A 19,303-nucleotide genomic window follows, 5' to 3' on the forward strand; every position below is an offset into this window, starting at 1 on the left:
AACCGGCCGTTGCTGCGCCCGTATCGCAGCGCAGCATATTCGGCATCTTGTCGCCGGCTCGCGGTGCTGCTTTGGTTTCACCGCCATGAACGATCATTCACCTAACGTCTTCGACGTCGTCATCATCGGTGCCGGGATCTCCGGCATGTACCAGCTCCACAAGCTGCGGGGGCTCGGCCTGAAGGTCATCGTGCTGGAGGCCGGCACCGGCGTCGGCGGCACCTGGTACTGGAACCGGTACCCGGGGGCGCGCTTCGACAGCGAGAGCTACTCCTACGCCTATTCCTTCGACCAGGAACTGCTGGACGAATGGGACTGGTCGGAGCATTTCGCCGCCCAGCCGGAGACCCTGCGCTACCTGAACCACGTCGCCGACAAGCTCGACCTGCGGCGCGACATCCGTTTCAACGCCCGGGTCTCGGCCGCGGATTACGACGAGGGCGACCAGTCCTGGACGGTGACCCTGGAAGACGGCGACCGCTACACCGCCCGCTTCATGGTCACCGCGATCGGCCCGCTCTCCTCGCCCACCATGCCGCTGATCCCCGGCATCGACGATTTCAAAGGCGAGAGCTTCCACACCGGCCTCTGGCCGAAGGGGCCGGTGAGCTTCGAGGGCAAGCGAGTCGCCGTCATCGGCACCGGGGCGACCGGCGTGCAGACCATCCAGGAGGTTGCGAAGACGGCCAAGACCCTGACCGTCTTCCAGCGCCGGCCGAACTGGTGCGCGCCGCTGCACAACGCCAAGATCACGCCGGAGGAGCAGCCGGCGCTGAAGGCGCGTTATCCGGAGATTTTCCAGCGCTGCCGCGAGACCTTCTCCTGCTTCCTGCACACCCCCGATCCGCGCAGCGCCCTGGAGGTGTCGGAGGCCGAGCGCGAGGCGTTCTGGGAGCAGCGCTACAACGAGCCGGGCTTCGGCATCTGGCAGGGCAATTTCCGCGACGTTCTGGTCGACCGCACCGCCAACCGGATGCTGTCGGACTTCGTCGCGAAGAAGATCCGCGAGCGGGTGAACGACCCGGCGGTGGCCGAATTGCTGATCCCCAAGGATCACGGCTTCGGAACCCGCCGCGTGCCGCTGGAGACGAAATACTACGAGGTCTACAACCAGCCGAACGTGCGCCTGGTCGACGCGCTCTCCACCCCGATCGAGCGGATCACGCCGACCGGCCTGGAGACGGCTGAAGAGGCGTTCGCGTTCGACATGATCATCTACGCCACCGGCTTCGACGCCATCACCGGCAGCTTCGACCGGATCGATATCCGCGGCGAAGGCGGCCAGACCCTGAAGGAGCGCTGGAAGGGCGGGCCGAAGACCTTCCTCGGCGTGATGGTGGAGGGCTTCCCGAACATGTTCATGCTGGTCGGGCCCCATACCGCGCTCGGCAACATCCCGCGCAGCATCGAATACAATGTCGAGTGGGTGACCGGCCTGATGGCGCATATGCGCGACCGGGACCTGACTTTCGCCGCCACGACCGGCGAGGCGGTGGCCGACTGGACCGAGACCGTGCGCAAGGCCGGCGAGGGGCTGCTGTCCAACGAGGTCGACAGCTGGATGACCGGTGTGAACCGCAATGCCGGCAAGACCGAACGCATCCTGGCCCGCTACAGCGGCAGTGCCGTCGCCTACCGCGAACGCTGCGATGCGGTGGCCCGGGACGGATACCGCGAACTGCGTCTCGGCTGAGGCGGAACGCACCGGTCGCGCGATCCGAGCCTGGCGGAATGGATCTGTCGCGCCTTTCGCGGCTGCGGGACCGTCCCGTTCTTTCTGATCCTTGTTGATTGAAATCAATGGATTCCAGGGCGCTGCCGGTATCTATTGGGGCCAGATCAACCGTATCAGACGAGGCTGCCCATGGCCGCTTTCCGGACCGAGACCGTGCTGGACGTGCACCACTGGACCGACACGCTGTTCAGTTTCCGCACGACCCGCGATCCCGCCTTCCGTTTCGAGAACGGCCAGTTCGCCATGATCGGGCTGGAGGTCGACGGCAAGCCGCTGGTGCGCGCCTATTCCCTGGCCAGCGCCAATTACGAGGAGGACCTGGAGTTCTTCTCGATCAAGGTGCCGGACGGACCGCTGACCTCGCGCCTGCAGCACCTCGCCGTCGGCGACAAGGTGCTGGTCGGCAACAAGCCCACCGGCACGCTGCTGACCGAGAACCTGCTGCCGGGCAAGGTGCTGTACATGCTATCGACCGGCACCGGCCTCGCCCCGTTCCTGTCGCTGATCAAGGACCCGACGGTCTACGAGAAGTTCGACCGGGTGGTGCTGGCCCATGGCTGCCGCTACGCCTCGGAGCTGGCTTATGGCGACCTGCTGCGTAAGGACCTGAAGGACCATCCGCTGGTCGGCGAACAGGTGCAGACCCAGTTCTCCTACTACCCGACGGTCACCCGCGAGGATTACGACCCGCGCGGCCGGATCAGCGACCTGATGCGTCAGGGCAAGCTGTTCACGGACCTCCGCCTGTCGCCGCTGCACCCGGACAATGACCGGCTGATGCTGTGCGGCAGCCCGGCGATGCTGGACGAGATGACCGACTGGGTCGAGGGCCTGGGTTTCGCCATGGGCAACAACTCCGCCCCCGGCAGCTATGTGATCGAGAAGGCGTTCGTCGAGCGCTGAGACTTCGACTATCCGGCCCTGACGTCCGGGCCGGCGCGGCGATTTGAAGGGCAGCTTGCGGCCGCGTCACCAACCGCTAAAGCGCCACGGGGTGCGTCTCCGTGGGCCCGACACCTATTGGAGGTGCCCATGCGCGCGCGCCAGGACTCCCACTACGACGTCGCCCAGGCTCCCGAGCCCCTCGACCGCAAGGCCGCCCGCCTGCAGAGCCGATATGGCGGGCTGCAGGGTGCGGAGCTGCTGCGACCGCTGCTGCGCGACGCGTTCCCCGGCCGTGCGGCCCTGACCTCGTCCTTCGGGGCGGAGGCGGCGGTCCTGCTGCACATGGTGTCCGAGATCGACCCGGCGACGCCGGTCCTGTTCCTCGATACCGGCAAGCTGTTCGACGAGACCCTGGCCTATCGCGACGCCCTGGTCGCCCGGCTCGGGCTGACCGACGTACGCAGCCTTGCGCCGGCGTCCTATGAGCTCGCCGCCCTCGACCCGGAGGGCGACCTGCACGAGACGGCCCCCGACCAGTGCTGCTTCGTGCGCAAGGTCGCCCCGCTGGACCGCGGACTCGCCGGGTTCGAGGCCTGGATCACCGGCCGCAAGGCGTATCAGAGCGCGGGTCGGGCCGGACTGAAGCCGATCGAGCTGTCCGACGGGCGGATCAAGATCAACCCGCTGCTCGGCTGGCGGCCGGCGGATATCGACGCCTACATGGAAAGCCACGGCCTTCCGCCCCATCCTCTGTTGGCCCAGGGCTATCTGTCGATCGGCTGCGCCCCCTGCACCGACCGGACCTGCGCCGGCGAGGACCCGCGGGCCGGCCGCTGGCGGGGCCGCGGCAAGACGGAATGCGGCATCCACGGCGCGCGCGGCGCCGCCGGGGCCTTGTCGGGAACGAAGACGGCAGAAGGAGAGGGAGCATGACCGACGGTCCGCGAACATCGCGCAAGCGCTCGCTTGCCAAGACGCTCACCTGGCGGGTGACGGCGACGTTCGACACCTTCCTGATCAGCCTGTTCATCACCGGCAGCTTCGCCTGGGCGAGCTCCATCGCCAGCCTCGAGGTGCTGACGAAGATGGCCCTGTATTACGGCCATGAGCGGGTGTGGGACCGCTTCCAGTGGGGCGCCAACTGACGGGCCGTCAGATCAGCCCGTTGGATTTCAGGAAGGCCTGCAGCTTGTCCTGTTGCGCCGTGGTCAGCGGCCAGGCCGACGGAGGACGGGTCGGGCCGCAATCCATGCCGAGCGCCTGCAGCGCCGCCTTCACCCCGGTGACGTTGGTGCCGTTCAGCTCCTCCGCGCGGATGTCCTCGAAGGCGCGCATCTCGCGGATCAGCCTGCCGGCGGTGTCGTAGTCGCCGCCGTCCAGGGCCTTGTGGATCGCCACCGAACGCTCCGGCCAGACGTTGATCAGCCCGGAGGTGAAGCCGCGCGCGCCGACCGCGTAGAACGGCGGGGCCCAGACCTCGGCCAAGCCGCCGACCCAGGTGATGGAGGGATCGCAGGCGGCCATGGCCTCGGCCAGCTTCATCGGGTTCGGCGTCGCCCATTTCACGCCCTTCACGCCCGGCAGGCCGCACAGCTCGGCGATCGCCTTGGTGCCGATGGCGTCGTTGCGCAGGTACAGCATGATCGGCAGGCCGTCGGCCGCGTCGGAGACGGCGCGGACATAGTCGACCACCCCGCGCGGGGCGACGAAGGGATCCGGCGGCTGGTGGATCATCAGGGCGCTCGCCCCGGCCTCGGCCGAGACCTTGGCCAGGCGGCAGGCATCGCGGATTCCGCGCCCGACGCCCGCCAGCAGCGGCGCGCGGTCGCCGACCAGCCCCGCCACCTCGCGCACCATGGTGCAGGCCTCGTCGGTGGTCAGGGCGTAGAACTCGCCGGTATTGCCGTTGACGACGGGCATGTGGACCCCGGCGCCGAGCACCCGGTCGACGATCGGCGCCAGCTTCGCCGGGGCGATCTCGCCGTCGCCGTCATAGGGCGTGACCAGGATGCCGGAGATGCCCGACAGGGCGCGGTCGAGATCGTGTTTCATGGTCGTCCTCCCGGTTTTCGCCATCACTACAATCCCGGCGGCCCGGCGTCACCCCTTGCGCTGCCGATCAGGGGCCGGGCGGTCGCTTCGGACGGCGCAGGAACAGGACGGCCGGGATCAGCGCGACGAACACGATCGCCAGGGTCGTGAAGTCCTGCAGGAAGGACTGCAGCTCGGCCTGCTGGCTGACGGTCCGGGCGATCACCGCGAGCGCCATCTGATGGGCGTCGGCGGGCGGCGCCCCGTTGGCGATCAGCCCCCGTTCGATCTCGCCGACCCGGGCCAGGTAGTCGGGGTCCAGGGCGGAGACATGGCCGATCAGGTCGGTCCGGTTGGTCTGCGAGCCCCGGGCCAGCCAGGTGGAGAGCAGGGCGATGCCCACGCTGCCGCCGAGGTTGCGCGACAGGTTGATCAGGGCGGCCGCCTGATTGTTCTTGCCCGGCGGCAGGCCGATATAGGCCATGGACGAGATCGGGATGAACAGGAAGCCGAGGCCGGCGGCCTGGATCATGCGGGCATGGGCGATGGTCCAGAAGTCGGCGTCCAGGGTGAAGCCGCTCATCAGGATCAGCCCGGTGGCCGAGCAGGCCAGGCCGAAGACGATCAGGTAGCGCGCGTCCACCACGCCGACCAGCCGGCCAACGATCGGCATCGCCGCCATGATCATGAACCCGCCCGGCGACAGCACCATGCCGGCCTGCATCGCTGTATAGCCGTAGAGCGACTGGACGAAGAGCGGCAGCAGGGCGGTCGAGCCGAGCAGCACGAAGCCGAGCATGAACATCATCGCATTGGCGAGCGCGAAGTTGCGGTCGCGCAGCAGGGACAGGTCGACGATCGGGTCGTCGCTGGCCAGTTCCCACCACACGAAGGCGACCAGGCCGACCACCGCGATCACCGCCATGACCAGGATGAAATGGGAGGTGAACCAGTCCTCCTCCTGCCCCTTGTCCAGCATCACCTGCAGGCAGCCGAGGCCGAGGGCCAGCAGGGCGAAGCCGATATAGTCGATCCGGATGCCGGCCGCCCGGCGGCGCTTGACCTCTTCCTTGGCGGCCTCCGGATCCTCGATCAGTGCCTCGACCAGCAGCCAGAGGACGATGGAGACCGGCACGTTGACCAGAAAGATCCAGTGCCAGGAGAAATTATCGGTGATCCAGCCACCCAGGGTCGGTCCGATGGCCGGGGCGAAGACCACCGAGATGCCATACATGGCGAAGGCCATGGCCCGCTGATGCGGCGGGAAGGTGTCGGCCAGGATCGCCTGGCTGACCGGCTGCAGCCCGCCGCCGGTCAGGCCCTGCAGGGTGCGGGCCAGGATCAGAAGCTCCAGGGTCGGCGCCAGGCCGCAGAGCAGCGAGGCCACGCCGAACCCGGCGATGCACATCATGTAGAACTTCTTGCGCCCGATCACCGTCGACAGCCAGCCGCTCAGCGGCAGGACGATCGCGTTCGTCACCAGATAGGAGGTCAGGATCCAGGTGGACTGGTCGCGCGACGCGGACAGGCTACCGGCGATATGCGGCAGGGCGACGTTGGCGATGGAGAGGTCGAGCACTTCCATGAACGCGGCCATCGCCACGACCGGGGCGATGATCCACGGATTGACCTTGCGCCGCCCACCGGCCGGAGAGGCGGCGTCGCTCATTCCGTTGCGGACCCTTCACCGTCCACATGAACGGTCGGGATCACCGACATGCCCAGCGACAGCGGGCGCTGCGGATCGAGCCCGTCGGTGATCACGATCTTCACCGGCACGCGCTGCACCACCTTCACGTAGTTGCCGGTCGCGTTCTCGGTCGGCAGCAGGCTGAAATAGGCGCCGGTGCCCCGGCCGATCGTGTCGACCCGTCCGTGCAGCGCCAGGTCCGGATAGGCGTCGACCGCGATATCGACCCGCTGGCCGACCCGCATGTCGGTGAGCTGGGTCTCCTTGAAATTGGCGACGATCCAAGGCTGGCCGAAGACCAGGGAGGCGAGCGCCTGGCCGGTCTGCACGAGCTGGCCGACCACCACCGACTTCTTGGTGACGGTCCCGTCATGGGCGGCGACGATCCGAGTGTGGTCGAGGGCGACCCGGGCGGCGCGCAGGGAGGCCTCGGCCTCGCGCACGGCGGCCCTGGCGGCGTCGCGCTCGGCCTCGCGGGCGGCGATCTCGCGGCGGGCGGCCTGCACGGTCTCTATGGCCGCCTCGGCCCGGCGCACCTCGGCGACGGCGGCAGCGACGGCGCTGTGGGAGGCCTTGACCTGGGCGCCGGTGGTGCGCGCCCGGGCCTCGGCGGTCTCGAGCCGCTGCTTGGAGGCGAAGTCGGCGCGGCTGAGCTGGCGGTAGCGGGTCGCGTCGGCGGCGGCCTGGCTCGACTCCGCCTCGGCGGCGGTCACATCGGCCTGGCGCTGGGCCAGCGTGCTCTCCGCCAGGTCCCTGGCCGCCTGCGCCTCTGCCAGTCGGGCATCGGTATCGGCCTCGCTATAGGACAGGTCGGCCTCGGCCCGGGCGGCGTCCGCATGGGCGCGAACCAGGGCGGCTTCGGCCTCGGCGACCCGGGCCTCGGCATCGGCGGATTCGATCTCGACCAGTACCGCGTCCTGCTTGACCGCCGAGCCCTCGGCGAAATGCACGGCGATCACCCGGCCGGTGACCTCGCTGGCGATGAGCTGGGTGTCGCCGTCGACGAAGGCGTTGTCCGTCTCCTCCTTGCCCAGCCCGTGCCACCACCAGAAGCCGCCCGCAGCGCCGGCGACGATCAGGAAGGCGGCCAGGAACATCACCCGACGGCGCTTCTTCGAGCTGCTGCTGAAGGGCGGTTCCGCATCGGCCTCGCGGGCCTCGTTCGGCGACTGGGCGTCCACCGGGCGACTCCATGATGTGAAACGAATTCGAGGGACATGCAACTGAACTGAACCGTTCAGTTTTGTATTGCGCACACATGGAAGATCAATTACGCCCCGTCAAGCTTCATCCGCAGGGACGGCCATGCCAAGACGCGCCGACGGTTCACGCACCCCTCCGAAAAATTCCCTGCAGATTCCCTGTAAATCGGAGGATGACGGCCAGGATCCCAAGACCCGGCAGATCCTGAACGCCGCCGCCGCCGCCTTCATGGAGCATGGCTTCGGCCCGGCTTCGGTCGACCTGATCGCCCGCAATGCCGGGGTGTCGAAAGCCACCGTCTACACCCGTTTCGCCTCCAAGGAGGCGATGTTCGAGGCGGTGGTGGAGCGCGAGCGCCGGCGCCGGCACCTGGACGACGTGCTGACCGACAGCCACCCGGATTTCGAGACCCGGCTGCGGGCCTGGGCGGCGGGGATGGTCCGGGTCTTCACCGATCCGATCACCACCAAGGTCTACCGGATGGTGGTCGCGGAGAGCCCGCGCTTCCCCGAGCTCGGCCGGGCGTTCTACCGCTCCGCGCCCATGGCCACCCGGGAATGTCTCGCCCGCCAGCTCGAGCTCCATGGGGCGGAGGCGGGGCTGGCGATCGACGATCCGATGCAGGCGGCGGCCGATTTCATCGGCCTGCTGCGCGGCGACCTGCAGCTTCGCGTGCTGCTGGATGTGGAGCACCAGCCGGACGCCAACCGGATCGACGCAGTGGTCGACCATGCGGTGAGGCTGTTTCTGCGCGCCTACCGGACCTAGAGCGTCGGCGCGGTGAAGCCCGCAACGCCCTCCTTCTCCAGCCAGGCGGCGACCCGCAGGCACAGGTCCTCCCGCCAAGGGGCGGCGATCACCTGAACGCCGATGGGCAGGCCGTCGCGCCGGACCGGCACGGCGCAGACCGGCAGGCCAATGGCCGAGATCGGCTGGGTGAACATCCCGATATTTGGCCGGGTCAGCATTTCGCGCCCTCGGATCGTCACCGTCCGGCAGCCGATCTCAGGGGCCGGGAAGGGCGTGGCCGGGGCGATCAACACATCCACCTCGGCGAACACCTCTGCGAACTGCGCGCGGTACCAGGCGCGGACCTGCTGGGCGCGGGCGTACCAGGGGCCGGGCAGCATCGCCCCGGCCAGGAACCGGTCGCGGGTGTCCGGGTCGAAATCGTCGCGGCGGCTCCGCAGGTTCTTCAGGTGCAGGGCGGCACTCTCCACATTGGTGATCACGAAGGCAGCGGCCCGCCCCTCTGCCACGCCCGCCACCTCGACGGTTCGTGTCGCCCCCAACGCCCCGGCGGCTGCGCGCACCGCCGCGTGCGCTTCCGGCATGCCCTCGGTGTCGAAATAGCCGCCCAGGGTGGCGATGCGCAGCCCGGCGATGCCGGCGTCGAGCGACCTGAGGACCGGTTCGACCGGCCGTCCGGCACAGGCGAGATCGCCGTCGGCCGGCCCCTGCATCGCGTCATAGGCCAGGGCGAGGTCGCGCACCGAGCGGCCGAAGGGCCCCAGATGATCCAGGCTGTCGCAGAACGGGAAGCTGCCCGCCCGGGTCAGCCGGCCATAGGTCGGCTTCAGCCCGAACACCCCGCAGAAGGAGGCCGGTACCCGGATCGACCCGTTGGTGTCGGAGCCCAGGGTCAGCGCCGCCAGCCCCGCCCCCGCCGCCGCACCACTGCCCGAGGACGAGCCGCCGGCCATGCGCGTTGTGTCGTGCGGGTTGCGGCAGGCGCCGTCATGGGCGTTCTCGCCGGTGAAGTCATAGGCGTATTCGCCCATGTTCAGCCCGCCGATCAGCACCGCACCGGCGGCGGTCAGCCGCTCGATCAGCACCCCGTCGCGGGTCGCTGGAGCCAGGTCGCGGTTGATCTTCGACCCGGCTCTCGTCGGCAGACCCTGGATATCGAACAGGTTCTTCACCGCGACCGGCACGCCGGCCAGCATCGGAAGCGGCTTGCCGGCGACCCGGTCGGCGTCGATCGCCCGGGCCTGAGCCAGGGCGCGCTCGGCGGTGACGTCGGTGAAAGCGTTGACCACCGGGTTCACCGTGGCGACACGGTCCAACGCGGATCGGACCACCTCCTCGGCGGTGATGGTGCCGGTTGCGACCGCCTCGGCGACCTGCCAGGCCGGGGCGAAGGGATCGAGGCCGGTCACTTCGGCCGCTCCGCATCGTAGACAGGCGCGAGCGCCAGGGTTCCCTCCGGCACCGGTGCGGCCTCCAGCAGCTCTGCCATCTCCCGGGCGATGGCGAGGAACGGGATCACCGCGGCGATCCGCTCCTCATCCAAGTCCAGGCCCAGCATCGGGGCGGCAGCGCGAATGTAGGTGTCGGCATCGAAATCGGCGGCGGCCATGCGGTCCTCGGTGTTGAGAAAGGGGTCAGGCGGGCGGCGGGAGCAGGCTTACATGGGCGGCGACCACCCGCCAGCCTTCCGGCATGCGGACCCAGGTCTGGCTCTGGCGGCCCATCCGGCCATTGGAGAGCCGGCGGTACTCGGTGAAGGCGGTGGCGTGGTCGCGTCCGAAGGTGGTGATGACCGTGCGGGTCAGCTCCCGGGCGATGTCGCTGACGTCGCGGGCGCTGCGGTAGCCGGCGATCTCGCCATAGCCGTACAGCGCCTCCTGCGGGCCGTAGCGGACCGTCTTCTCCGCTTCCCAGAACAGCTCGTTCAGCACGGCGATGTCGTTCGCCATCAGCGCCGCCTCGTAGCGGTGGAAGGCCGCCGTCACCTCGGCCAGAACCTCAGGGATGTCGATTTCCACGCCCGCGCTCCTACTCGGCCGCCTTGGCGAGAGCGGGCATGGCGGAGATCTCGGCCGGTGGCATCGGTGTGGCGTCGAGCAGGCTGCGGGTATAGGGGTCTCGCGGCGAGTGCATCACCGCCTCGGCCGTGCCTTCCTCCACCACCTTGCCCTGGCGCATCACGATCACCCGGTCGCAGAGCAGGCGGACGACGTGCAGGTCGTGGCTGACGAACAGATAGCTGACGCCCAGCTTCGAGCGCAGCTCCGCCAGCAGATTCAGCACGATCGCCTGGATCGACACATCCAGGGCGGCGGTCGGCTCGTCCAGGATCAGCAGCCGGGGCCGCGAGGCGAGCGCCCGGGCGATGCCGACGCGGGCCTTCTGGCCGCCGGAAAGCTGGTGCGGGAAGCGGTCGAGCAGGGTCAGCGGCAGGCCGACCTGGGTCGCCAGCTCCTCCACCCGCCCGGCCGGCTTCTCGTCGGTCAGTCGGCGGATCGGATCGGCGATCGCCTGGCGGGCGGTGAAGCGCGGGTTGATGCTGTCGGTGGCGTCCTGGAACACCATCTGCAGGCTGCCGCGCCGAGGATCGCGGGCGAACTTGGCGGCCGGGGTGTCGGTCATCGGCTTGCCGTCCAGCAAGATCTCGCCGCTGGTCGGATCGAGCAGCCGCATGACCATGGAGGAGGTGGTGGACTTCCCGCAGCCGCTCTCGCCGACCAGGCCCAGGGTCTCGCCCTCGCGGATCTCGAAGGAGATGCCGTCGACCGCGACGGATTCCGACGCCCCCTTGCCGAACACCTTGCGCAGGTCGCGGACCTGCAGCAGTGGGGCGCCCAGGACCGGCCGGGCCGGAGAGGGCACCGGCGGCTCCACCAGGTCGCCGACCTCCGCACCCGGCCGGGGCGTGGCGCGGATCAGCTTGCGGGTATAGGCGTCCTTCGGGTCGGCGAAGAGGCTCTTGGGCTCGCCCGCCTCCACCACGGCGCCGTCCTTCATGACGACGATCTTGTCGCAGTATTCGGCGGCGAGGCCGAGGTCGTGGGTGATCAGGATGGAGCTCATGCCCCGGCTCTTGGTCAGCTCGGCCAGCAGGTCCATCACCACCTTCTGGGTGGTCACGTCGAGGCCGGTGGTCGGCTCGTCGGCGATCAGCAGCCGCGGGTCGCAGGCCAGCGCGATGGCGATCACCACCCGCTGGCACATGCCGCCCGACAGCTCGAACGGATAGGCGTTGTAGCGCGCCTCCGGATCGGCGATCCGCACCGCCCGCAGCGCCTCGATCGCCTTGGCCCTGGCGGTGGAGCGGGTGGCGCGGTTGTGGCGGCGCAGCACATCCTCGATCTGATGGCCGACCTTGCGGATCGGGTTCAGGGCGGCGCGCGGGTTCTGGAACACCATGGAGATCTCGCGGCCGCGCATCTCCCGCATCTCGCGGTTCGACAGGCCGGTCAGGTCGATCCCGTCGAAGGTGATCTGGCCGCCGGCGATGCGGCCGCTATGCTCCAGGATGCGCATCACCGCGTAGGAGCTGACCGACTTGCCCGACCCGCTCTCGCCGACGATGCCGAGCGTCTCGCCCTTGGCCAGCGAGAAGCTGACCCCGCGTACCGCGTTCACGGTGCCGCGCCGGGTGGAGAAGGTGACGTTGAGATCCTGGACGTCGAGGAACATGGCCTAGGTCCTTTGCCGGGGATCGAAGATGTCGCGCAGGCCGTCGCCCAGCAGGTTGAAGGCGAAGACGGCGGTCATCAGGGCGAGGCCGGGGAAGAAGGCGAGCCACCATTCGCCGGAGACGACGAAGTTCGCCCCCTCGGCCACCATGATCCCCCACTCGGCGGTCGGCGGACGCACGCCCAGGCCGATGAAGGACAGGCCGGCGGCGTTCAGGATCGCCCAGCCCAGGTTCAGGGAGATCTGCACCATCATCGGCGGCAGGGCGTTGGGGAAGATGTGGAAGGCCAGCACCTGGAGGTCGGTGTTGCCGGACAGCCGGGCGGCCTGGGCGAAGCCGGCATTGCGGCGGATCCGCACCTCGGCCCGGGCGACGCGGGCATAGAACGGCACGTTGATGATGGCGGTGGCGTAGATGATGTTCTCCACCGTGTTGCCCATGGCGGCGACGATGCCCATGGCCAGAACGAAGAGCGGAAAGGCCATGATCGTGTCGACCAGCCGGCCGGTGACGCCGTCGATCCAACCGCCCCAGTAGCCGGCGGCGGAGCCGATGGCAGCACCGACGACGAAGGACAGGGCGACGGCGGCGACCGAGATCATCAGGTCGAGGCGGGTGGCCACCAACACCCGGGAAAACACGTCGCGGCCCAGATTGTCGGTGCCGAACCAGTGATCGGCCGAGGGCGGCTGCAGGGCGCGGGCGGCGTTGGACTCCATCGGGTCGTAGGGGGCCAGCACCGGGCCGAGGATCGCCACCAGCAGGATCAGCGCGAACAACGCGAAGGCGAAGGCGGTGATCGGGTTCTCGCTCAGCACGTAGATCACGTGGTCGAGGAAGCCTCGCTCTTTGACGGCGGGGGCGTCGGGTGTGGTGGCGCTCATGGCCTAGCCCTCCCGGGTGCGCGGATCGACCAGCGTGTAGATGATGTCGATCGCGAGGTTGAGCAGGACGAACAGGATCGCCATGGCGAGCACGAAGCCCTGCACGGCGGCGTAGTCGGAGACCACCAGGGCCTCGACGGCGTAGGAGCCGATGCCGGGCCAGGAGAACACCTTCTCCACCAGCACGTTGGCGCCGAGCATGAAGGAGAAGACCATGCCGAGCGTGGTCACCACCGGCAGCATGGCGTTCTGGAAGGCGTAGCCGAGCACCACCTGCCCCTCGCCGAGCCCGGCGGCGCGCGCCGTGCGGACATAGTCCGAGGACAGGGCCTGCAGCATGGCGGCCCGGGCCATGCGGGCGAGCGGGGCCAGGGTGAACAGGGCGAGCGTGGTCGCCGGCAGGATGAGCTGGCTGAGCGCGCCGAGGGCCGTCTCCACATCGCCGTCGAGCAGGGCGTCGATCACGTAGAAGCCGGTCACGTCCGGCGGCGACAGGTAGACGAAATCGAGCCTTCCGAGCGGCGACGGCGCCCAGCCGAGCAGATAGTAGAAGACATAGACCAGCACGATGCCGGTGAAGAAGGTCGGCAGCGAGACGCCGGCGGTCACCAGGCCGCGGCAGGCATGGTCGATCCAGCTCCCCTGATGCACGGCGGCGGCGATGCCGAGGGGCAGGGCGATGGCGCAGGACAGCAGCAGGGCGGTCAGGGTCAGCTCCAGAGAGGCGGGCAGCCGGCGGGTGAGTTCCTCGACCACCGGCTGGCCGGTCGACAGGCTGTTGCCCAGGTCGCCCTGAAGCAGGTCCGCCACATAGTGCAGGAACTGCACCGGCAGCGGGGCGTCCAGGCCCATGGCGGCCCGGATCTCGGCGATGGAGGCCTCGGTGGCGGCGGGGCCCGCGAAATAGGCTGCCGGATCGCCCGGCAGCATCCGCGTCAGGATGAAGCTGACGATGACCACACCGACCAGGGCCGGAAGGGCCTGCAGGCTGCGGAACAGCACCAGTTTCGTTCGCGGGCCCATTGTCACCTCCCTACCGATGTCACGCCTTGAAGCTGCGGGCGTCGAGCTGGCGGTGGAACCAGTACTCGTAGCCCGACATGTCGCGGGTGCCGACGTTGAGTGCCGGCTGGAACAGGGCGATACGCGGCACCTCGTCCCAGACGATCTCGATCATCCGCTTGATCTTCGGCGCGTAGTCCGGGTGATCGTCCGGGATGTGCAGGGTCGCGTTGGTGAGGGTCTCGATCTCCTCGTTTCGGTAGTTCGAGGAGTTGAAGAGGTGCCCTTCCAGATAGGCCCAGAAGAAGTAGTAGCAGGGGTAGTTCAGCCAGCCGCCGAAGGTCTCCAGATGCAGCGGCAGCCGCTTCTCCACCAGCGAGGCGGTGCGCCAGTTCGCACCCGGGATCTTCTCGATGGTCGCCTTGATGCCGATCTTGGCCAGGTTCTCCTGCACCAGCAGGGCGGTCGGCTCCATCCAGTCGGACTGGTCGAGCGCGATCGACAGCGGCACCTCGAACCCGTCCTTGTACCCGGCCTCCTCCAGCAGGGCCTTCGCCTTGTCCAGATCGGTGGTGTAGGGGAAGGGCTGCGGCCAGGCGATGTCCGACGGCGTGGCCGAGGACCCGCCCCACATGGGCACGCCGCGCTCATAGGCGGCGGTCTGGAAGATGTCGGCGTAGGGTACCGACCAGGCGATGGCCTGGCGCACCTTCTTGTCCTTGAACGGCTCGAAGGTCAGGTTCGGGCACAGGCAGTAGATCGCGTTCTCGATCGGGGTGGAGTGGATCGTCAGCCCGTCGGTGCCGGACAGTTCCTTGGCGTCCTTGTTCGGAATGTCGAAGGACACCTGGATGTCGCCGCGTTCGAACAGGGCCCGGCGGGTGGCTTGGCTCGGCACCTCGCGCACGATCACCCGCTTCACCTCCGGCACCGGGCCCGATGTCCAGTCGTCGTTGCGCTCGTAGACGAGCTGCTGGCCCGGCTCCCAGCGCGCCACCTTGAAGGCGCCCGAGCCGGCCGGGGTGTTGTGCAGGTACTCGGTCGCCCACGGGTCGTCGGCGGTGGCGTTCGCCTTGGCCACCTTGGAGTTGATGACGATCGCCACCGGCACCGCCAAGTCGGGGATGGTCAGCTTGGACGGGCGGATCGTGTGGATCTTGAAGGTGAATTCGTCCACCGCTTCGAACTGCTCCGGCTTCTCCAGGGAGCCGGCCTTCATCTGCACGGTCGGGAAGCCGCCCAGGGTGACGGCGCGGTCGAACGACCACTTCACGTCCTCCGCCGTGATCGGCGAGCCGTCCCAGAATTTCCCGTCCTTGCGCAGCTTGAAGATGATCGCGCTGCCGTCCTCGGTGGTCTCCCAGCTCTCGGCGATCTCCGGCTCGATGACCGAATAGTCGTAGGACAGGCTGCCGTCGGGCAGGGTTTTGGTGCCGAAGCTGACCAGCCGGTCATAGGCGTTCACCGCCACCTGATAGCTCGGCCGGTTGGTGCCGGAGCGGTGTATGTCCAGGCTGTTGATGGTCTGGCCCATGGCCACCACAACCACGCCGTTGGTCGCAGCCGTTGCGGGCAGCGAGCGGATGAAGGGAAGGGAGCCGGCGCCGAGAACGGCCGCCCCTTTCAGAAAATCGCGCCTGCGCATGTGTCTCTCCTCCTGTTCAGTCGTCCAGAGCGTGTCGCGGGTCAGGGAACGGCTCCCTGCCGGTCAGTCGCGGCGGCGAGATAGGCCCGCCAGCCGCCGAAGTCGGTGATGTCGATGGCCCCCTCCAGCCCGGCGGCCTCGCAGATGAAGCCGTTCACGGTGCTGCCGTCGGCCAGGGTCACGGTGCCGATGCCGAGCGGGGCCGGAATGCCGGCCATGAAGGTGCCGAAGCCGGTGCGGGGCAGGGCCCAGAGCTCCAGGGCGATGGATCCGCCCGTTGCGTCGCGCACCAGGCCCGGCCGGAACGGCGGGCCGCCCGCCAGGCGATAGAGCCGGTAGCCGGGCGCGGTCGAGGCGGTGGCGAGGAAGCGCCCGCCCAGCCGGGTCAGCTCGCCGTTCAGCGGCAGGCCGGACATGTGCGCGCCGACGGCGGCGACGACGATCTCATCGGCACCGGGTACGGGCACCGGCTCATTGACCTTCGGCAGCGCCCAGCCGGTAGCGCCCATGGTGACGCCCGCGCCCTGGTGCAGCTTGGAGGCGAGGGCGGCGGTCAGGCTGTCCTGGCCTGCGCGGGCCAGCAGGGTCACGCTGGCCGGCCGGCCGTCGCTGCGGGTGCCGGTCGGCACGGCGATGCCGCAGAGGCCGAGCAGGTTCACGAAGTTGGTGTAGGTGCCGAGTTTCGAGTTCGGGCCGATCGGGTCGGCCTCCAGGTCGGCGACGGTGAAGAAGGTCGGGATCGTCGGCACGCAGAGCAGGTCGAGGCCGGCCATCGCCGCCTCGCAGGTCCGGCGCAGGGCCTCCATGCGGTAGATGCTGTTGAAGGTGTCGGTGGCGGAGAATTTGGTGGCCGCCCCGACGATCTGTCGGATCACCGGATGGACGGCCTCGGGGTCCTTGTCCATGAGCGGGCCGACCACCGCATGGCGCTCGGCCACCCACACGCCGCCGTAGAGCATCTCGGCGACTTGGTAGAACGGGGTGAAGTCGAGTTCCACGATCTCCCCGCCTTGCGCCTGCACGGCCTCCAGTGCTGCGGCATAGGAGGTGGCCTGGACCTCGTCGTCGAAGAACTTGAGCGAGCCGGCGTCCGGAATGCCGATCTTCAGTCGCGGCGGCAGGGTCCCGAGTTCCGGTGTGGCGACCGGCTTGGAAAAGGCGTCGGCCGGGTCGTGACCGGCGGCGGACTGGAACGCCCGGTAGGCGTCCTCCACCGTCAGCGCGAAGACCGAGATAGTGTCCACGGTCCGGCAGGCCGGCACCAGCCCGCTGGCCGAGAGCGAGCCGACGGTCGGCTTCAGCCCGACGATGTTGTTGAGCGCCGCCGGCACCCGGCCGGAGCCGGCTGTGTCGGTGCCGAGCGCGAAGCTCACCAGCCCGCGGGCCACGGCGACCGCCGAGCCGGAGCTGGAGCCGCCCGGCACGATCTGTGGGTCGAGCGCGTTCTTCGGCACCGGATAGGGCGAGCGCACGCCGACCAGCCCGGTGGCGAACTGGTCGAGATTGGTCTTGCCGATCAGGATAGCGCCGGCCGCCCGCAGCTTCGCGACGGTGAAGGCGTCGACCTCGGCCTCGTAGGCGAAGGCCGGGCAGGCGGCCGTGGTGGTCTCGCCGCCTGCATCGATGTTGTCCTTGATGGCGAAGGGCACGCCCCAGAGCGGTTTGGCCGTCCGGTCGAACGGGCCGAGCCGGGCGGCCTCGGCCAGGGCCTTCTCTGCGTCGATCAGGGTGATGAAGATGCCGGGATCGCCCGCCGTCGCGATCCGCCGGTAGCACTCGGCCACCACCTCGCCCGGCTTGGTGCCGGACTCGTAGGCTGCGTGAAGCGACGCGATGTCGAAGGGCAGGTCCTGAAGGGCGGCGATCGATCCCACTTGGGTCTCCGTAACGCTGTGTGCTGGATGCTTGTCCGGCATTTCGCGGATGCGAAGACGTGTCCGCCCAAGCCGCCGGTTTGGCTTGTCATTCCCCAAATTTCCGCAGAGGCCGGTGCTCCCACACCCTTTCGCATCTGCGATAGGGAAAGCGTGCGGACTGTCAGTGCTGTTGTCTTCTGCTATGATTGCAGCAAGCCGCTGCAGAAAATGCAGCGCTAGAGGAGTCACCGATGCGGCACATGACGACGCTGCTCTATATCGACGCGGTCGCCCGGGCCGGATCGATCCGCAAGGCCGCCGAGACCCTGTCGATCACGTCCACCGCGCTGAACCGGCGGCTCCTGGCGATCGAGGAGGATCTGGGGGTGCCGATCTTCGAGCGGCTGCCCCGGGGCGTGCGGCTGAACAGCGCCGGCGAACTGCTGATCCACCATATCCGCAACCAGATCTCGGACATGGATCGGGTGCGCTCGCAGATCGCCGACCTGGCTGGGGAGCGGCGCGGCCACGTCACCATCGCCTGCAGCCAGGCGCTGCTGCCCTACTTGCCCCGGCAGATCGCCGCCTACCGGCGCGAGCATCCGGGCGTGACCTTCGCCGTGTTCCGCCGCGATCGGGAGGCGGCGGAGCAGGCGCTGGTCGACCACACCGCCGACCTCGCCCTGGTGTTCGAACCGATACGGCTGGCCGAGTTCCAGACCCTGCTCACCGTGCGCCAGCATGTGCATGCGATGTTCTCGCGCCACCATCCGCTGGCGGCCCGGGACATGGTGCGGCTGCGGGAATGCCTGGACTATCCGATCGCCCTGCCGACCCGGGCCTATGGGGTGCGCCACCTGATGGAGCTGGCCCTGGCGGAATCGGCGATCTCCCTCAACCCGGTGGTGGAATCAGACAGTTTCGAGTTCCTGGGCCACCAGGCGATCGCCGAGGGGATCGTGTCGTTCCAGATCCCCATCGGCCTGCCGCCCGGCGGCATGCTGCCGGACATGGTCTCGCGCCAGCTCGACCCCCGCGACGTACCGAGCGGCCTGATCTATATGGGCCAGCTCCGCGGCCGCATCCTGCCGGTGGCGGCGGCCAAGTTCGCGGAGCTGCTGCAGAAGGACCTGGAGACCCAGTACGACTGCAACTAGGGGTCGGTTCTAGACGTTGCCGCCGTCCACCCGGAACTCCTGACCGGTGCAGCCGCGCGAGGCGTCGGAGGCGAGGAACAGCACCATCTCGGCCACGTCCTCCTCCACCATGTCCCGCTTCAGGCACTGGCGCGCGTGGATCGCCTGGCGGTCCTCCTCGGTGATCCAGTCGCGGCGCTGCCGCTCGGTCAGGATGGCGCCGGGCAGGATGGAATTCACCCGGATGCCGTCGCCGCCGAAATCCCGCGCCAGCGACCGGGTCAGGCCGAAGGCCGCCGCCTTGCAGGCGTTGTAGATCGCCAGGTCCGGCACCGCGAGCCAGGGGGCGATGGAACCGAAATTGATGATCGACCCGCCCCCCGCCTTCACCATCAGCGGCCGGGCTGCCTGGGCGGCGAAGAACTGGTGCTTCAGGTTGACCGCCACCAGGTCGTCCCAGATCTCCGGCGTGACGGCGTCGGCCTTCACCCGCTGGTCGCGGGCGGCGTTGTTGACCAGCACCGACAGCCCGCCGGCCGGCTCGGCCGCCGCCTCGACGGCCATCGTGAAGGAGGCGGTGTTGGTGACGTCGCAGGTGGCGAAGTTCGGCCGGTTGCCGCACTCCGCCGCCACGGCGTCGGCCAGGGCCGTGCCCGCCTCCGGGTCGATGTCGACGAAGCTGACGCGGGCCCCCTGACGGGCGAACAGGGTGACGATCGCCGCCCCGATGCCGGTCGCCCCGCCGGAGATGAAGACCGCGCGGTCCTGCAAGTCGCGATAGACGGCCGGCGAGGCGGCGAAGGTACGGCCCAT

18 protein-coding genes are annotated in these 19,303 nt (G+C 69.0%); 6 read left to right on the forward strand and 12 right to left on the reverse strand.

The window, feature by feature from the left end; all coding sequences use genetic code 11:
* The first annotated feature begins 85 nt into the window (after positions 1-85).
* The 4 genes from ACOQOP_RS20035 to ACOQOP_RS20050 all read left to right on the forward strand — a co-directional run bounded on the left by ACOQOP_RS20035 (position 86) and on the right by ACOQOP_RS20050 (position 3,765).
* Positions 86-1,693 carry a flavin-containing monooxygenase gene (locus ACOQOP_RS20035; protein WP_420563583.1) on the forward strand — a complete coding sequence of 536 codons (1,608 nt, stop codon included), beginning with the start codon at positions 86-88 and terminating at the stop codon, positions 1,691-1,693.
* Positions 1,694-1,864: 171 nt separating this feature from the next.
* A complete protein-coding gene (locus ACOQOP_RS20040; protein ID WP_420563584.1) occupies positions 1,865-2,638 on the forward strand; it encodes a ferredoxin--NADP reductase in 774 nt (257 codons plus the stop codon).
* Between the two features lie 129 nt (positions 2,639-2,767).
* A complete protein-coding gene (locus ACOQOP_RS20045; protein ID WP_420563585.1) occupies positions 2,768-3,553 on the forward strand; it encodes a phosphoadenylyl-sulfate reductase in 786 nt (261 codons plus the stop codon).
* Positions 3,550-3,765: a DUF2061 domain-containing protein gene (locus tag ACOQOP_RS20050; RefSeq protein WP_420563586.1), complete on the forward strand. Its 216-nt coding sequence runs from the start codon at positions 3,550-3,552 to the stop codon at positions 3,763-3,765. Before ACOQOP_RS20045 ends, ACOQOP_RS20050 begins: the two co-directional genes overlap by 4 nt.
* A gap of 7 nt (positions 3,766-3,772) precedes the next feature.
* Here ACOQOP_RS20050 and ACOQOP_RS20055 read toward each other — a convergent pair whose 3' ends face one another.
* From ACOQOP_RS20055 to ACOQOP_RS20065, 3 genes are all read right to left on the reverse strand, one after another.
* Positions 3,773-4,672: a dihydrodipicolinate synthase family protein gene (locus ACOQOP_RS20055; RefSeq protein ID WP_420563587.1), complete on the reverse strand. Its 900-nt coding sequence runs from the start codon at positions 4,670-4,672 to the stop codon at positions 3,773-3,775.
* 67 nt (positions 4,673-4,739) lie between these two features.
* Entirely contained in the window at positions 4,740-6,320 is a 1,581-nt protein-coding gene (locus ACOQOP_RS20060; protein WP_420563588.1) for a DHA2 family efflux MFS transporter permease subunit, read from the reverse strand.
* Positions 6,317-7,522, reverse strand: coding sequence for an HlyD family secretion protein (locus ACOQOP_RS20065; RefSeq protein WP_420563589.1), 1,206 nt, complete (start codon positions 7,520-7,522; stop codon positions 6,317-6,319). Before ACOQOP_RS20065 ends, ACOQOP_RS20060 begins: the two co-directional genes overlap by 4 nt.
* Before the next feature lie 124 nt (positions 7,523-7,646).
* Between ACOQOP_RS20065 and ACOQOP_RS20070 the strand changes: the two genes are divergently transcribed.
* A complete protein-coding gene (locus ACOQOP_RS20070; RefSeq protein ID WP_420563590.1) occupies positions 7,647-8,312 on the forward strand; it encodes a TetR/AcrR family transcriptional regulator in 666 nt (221 codons plus the stop codon).
* On the opposite strand, the gene ACOQOP_RS20075 is transcribed toward ACOQOP_RS20070, so the two are convergent.
* The 8 genes from ACOQOP_RS20075 to atzF are packed head-to-tail and all read right to left on the reverse strand — an operon-like array spanning position 8,309 to position 17,372.
* A complete protein-coding gene (locus ACOQOP_RS20075) occupies positions 8,309-9,703 on the reverse strand; it encodes an AtzE family amidohydrolase (RefSeq protein ID WP_420563591.1) in 1,395 nt (464 codons plus the stop codon). The genes ACOQOP_RS20070 and ACOQOP_RS20075 overlap by 4 nt on opposite strands.
* Positions 9,700-9,903, reverse strand: coding sequence for a DUF4089 domain-containing protein (locus ACOQOP_RS20080; protein WP_420563592.1), 204 nt, complete (start codon positions 9,901-9,903; stop codon positions 9,700-9,702). Before ACOQOP_RS20080 ends, ACOQOP_RS20075 begins: the two co-directional genes overlap by 4 nt.
* 25 nt (positions 9,904-9,928) lie before the next feature.
* A complete protein-coding gene (hpxZ, locus tag ACOQOP_RS20085) occupies positions 9,929-10,312 on the reverse strand; it encodes an oxalurate catabolism protein HpxZ (RefSeq protein ID WP_420563593.1) in 384 nt (127 codons plus the stop codon).
* 10 nt (positions 10,313-10,322) lie between these two features.
* The gene (locus tag ACOQOP_RS20090; protein WP_420563594.1) at positions 10,323-11,966 is read right to left on the reverse strand and encodes a dipeptide ABC transporter ATP-binding protein; all 1,644 of its coding nucleotides are present in this window, start codon (positions 11,964-11,966) and stop codon (positions 10,323-10,325) included.
* Positions 11,967-11,969: 3 nt separating this feature from the next.
* Positions 11,970-12,851, reverse strand: coding sequence for an ABC transporter permease (locus tag ACOQOP_RS20095; protein ID WP_420563595.1), 882 nt, complete (start codon positions 12,849-12,851; stop codon positions 11,970-11,972).
* Positions 12,852-12,854: 3 nt separating this feature from the next.
* Positions 12,855-13,874, reverse strand: a complete 1,020-nt coding sequence (locus ACOQOP_RS20100; protein ID WP_420563596.1) for an ABC transporter permease — start codon at positions 13,872-13,874, stop codon at positions 12,855-12,857.
* A 19-nt stretch (positions 13,875-13,893) separates the two neighbouring features.
* Positions 13,894-15,498, reverse strand: a complete 1,605-nt coding sequence (locus ACOQOP_RS20105; RefSeq protein ID WP_420563597.1) for an ABC transporter substrate-binding protein — start codon at positions 15,496-15,498, stop codon at positions 13,894-13,896.
* A gap of 41 nt (positions 15,499-15,539) precedes the next feature.
* A complete protein-coding gene (gene atzF, locus ACOQOP_RS20110; RefSeq protein ID WP_420563598.1) occupies positions 15,540-17,372 on the reverse strand; it encodes an allophanate hydrolase in 1,833 nt (610 codons plus the stop codon).
* A 233-nt stretch (positions 17,373-17,605) separates the two neighbouring features.
* Between atzF and ACOQOP_RS20115 the strand changes: the two genes are divergently transcribed.
* Positions 17,606-18,511 (forward strand): LysR family transcriptional regulator, encoded by a 906-nt coding sequence (locus ACOQOP_RS20115; protein WP_420563599.1) that lies wholly within the window; start codon positions 17,606-17,608, stop codon positions 18,509-18,511.
* A 9-nt stretch (positions 18,512-18,520) separates the two neighbouring features.
* On the opposite strand, the gene ACOQOP_RS20120 is transcribed toward ACOQOP_RS20115, so the two are convergent.
* Positions 18,521-19,303 carry an SDR family NAD(P)-dependent oxidoreductase gene (locus ACOQOP_RS20120; protein ID WP_420563600.1) on the reverse strand — a complete coding sequence of 261 codons (783 nt, stop codon included), beginning with the start codon at positions 19,301-19,303 and terminating at the stop codon, positions 18,521-18,523.

This window comes from Thalassobaculum sp. (genome assembly GCF_965223715.1).
Taxonomy (GTDB): Bacteria; Pseudomonadota; Alphaproteobacteria; order Thalassobaculales; family Thalassobaculaceae; genus Thalassobaculum.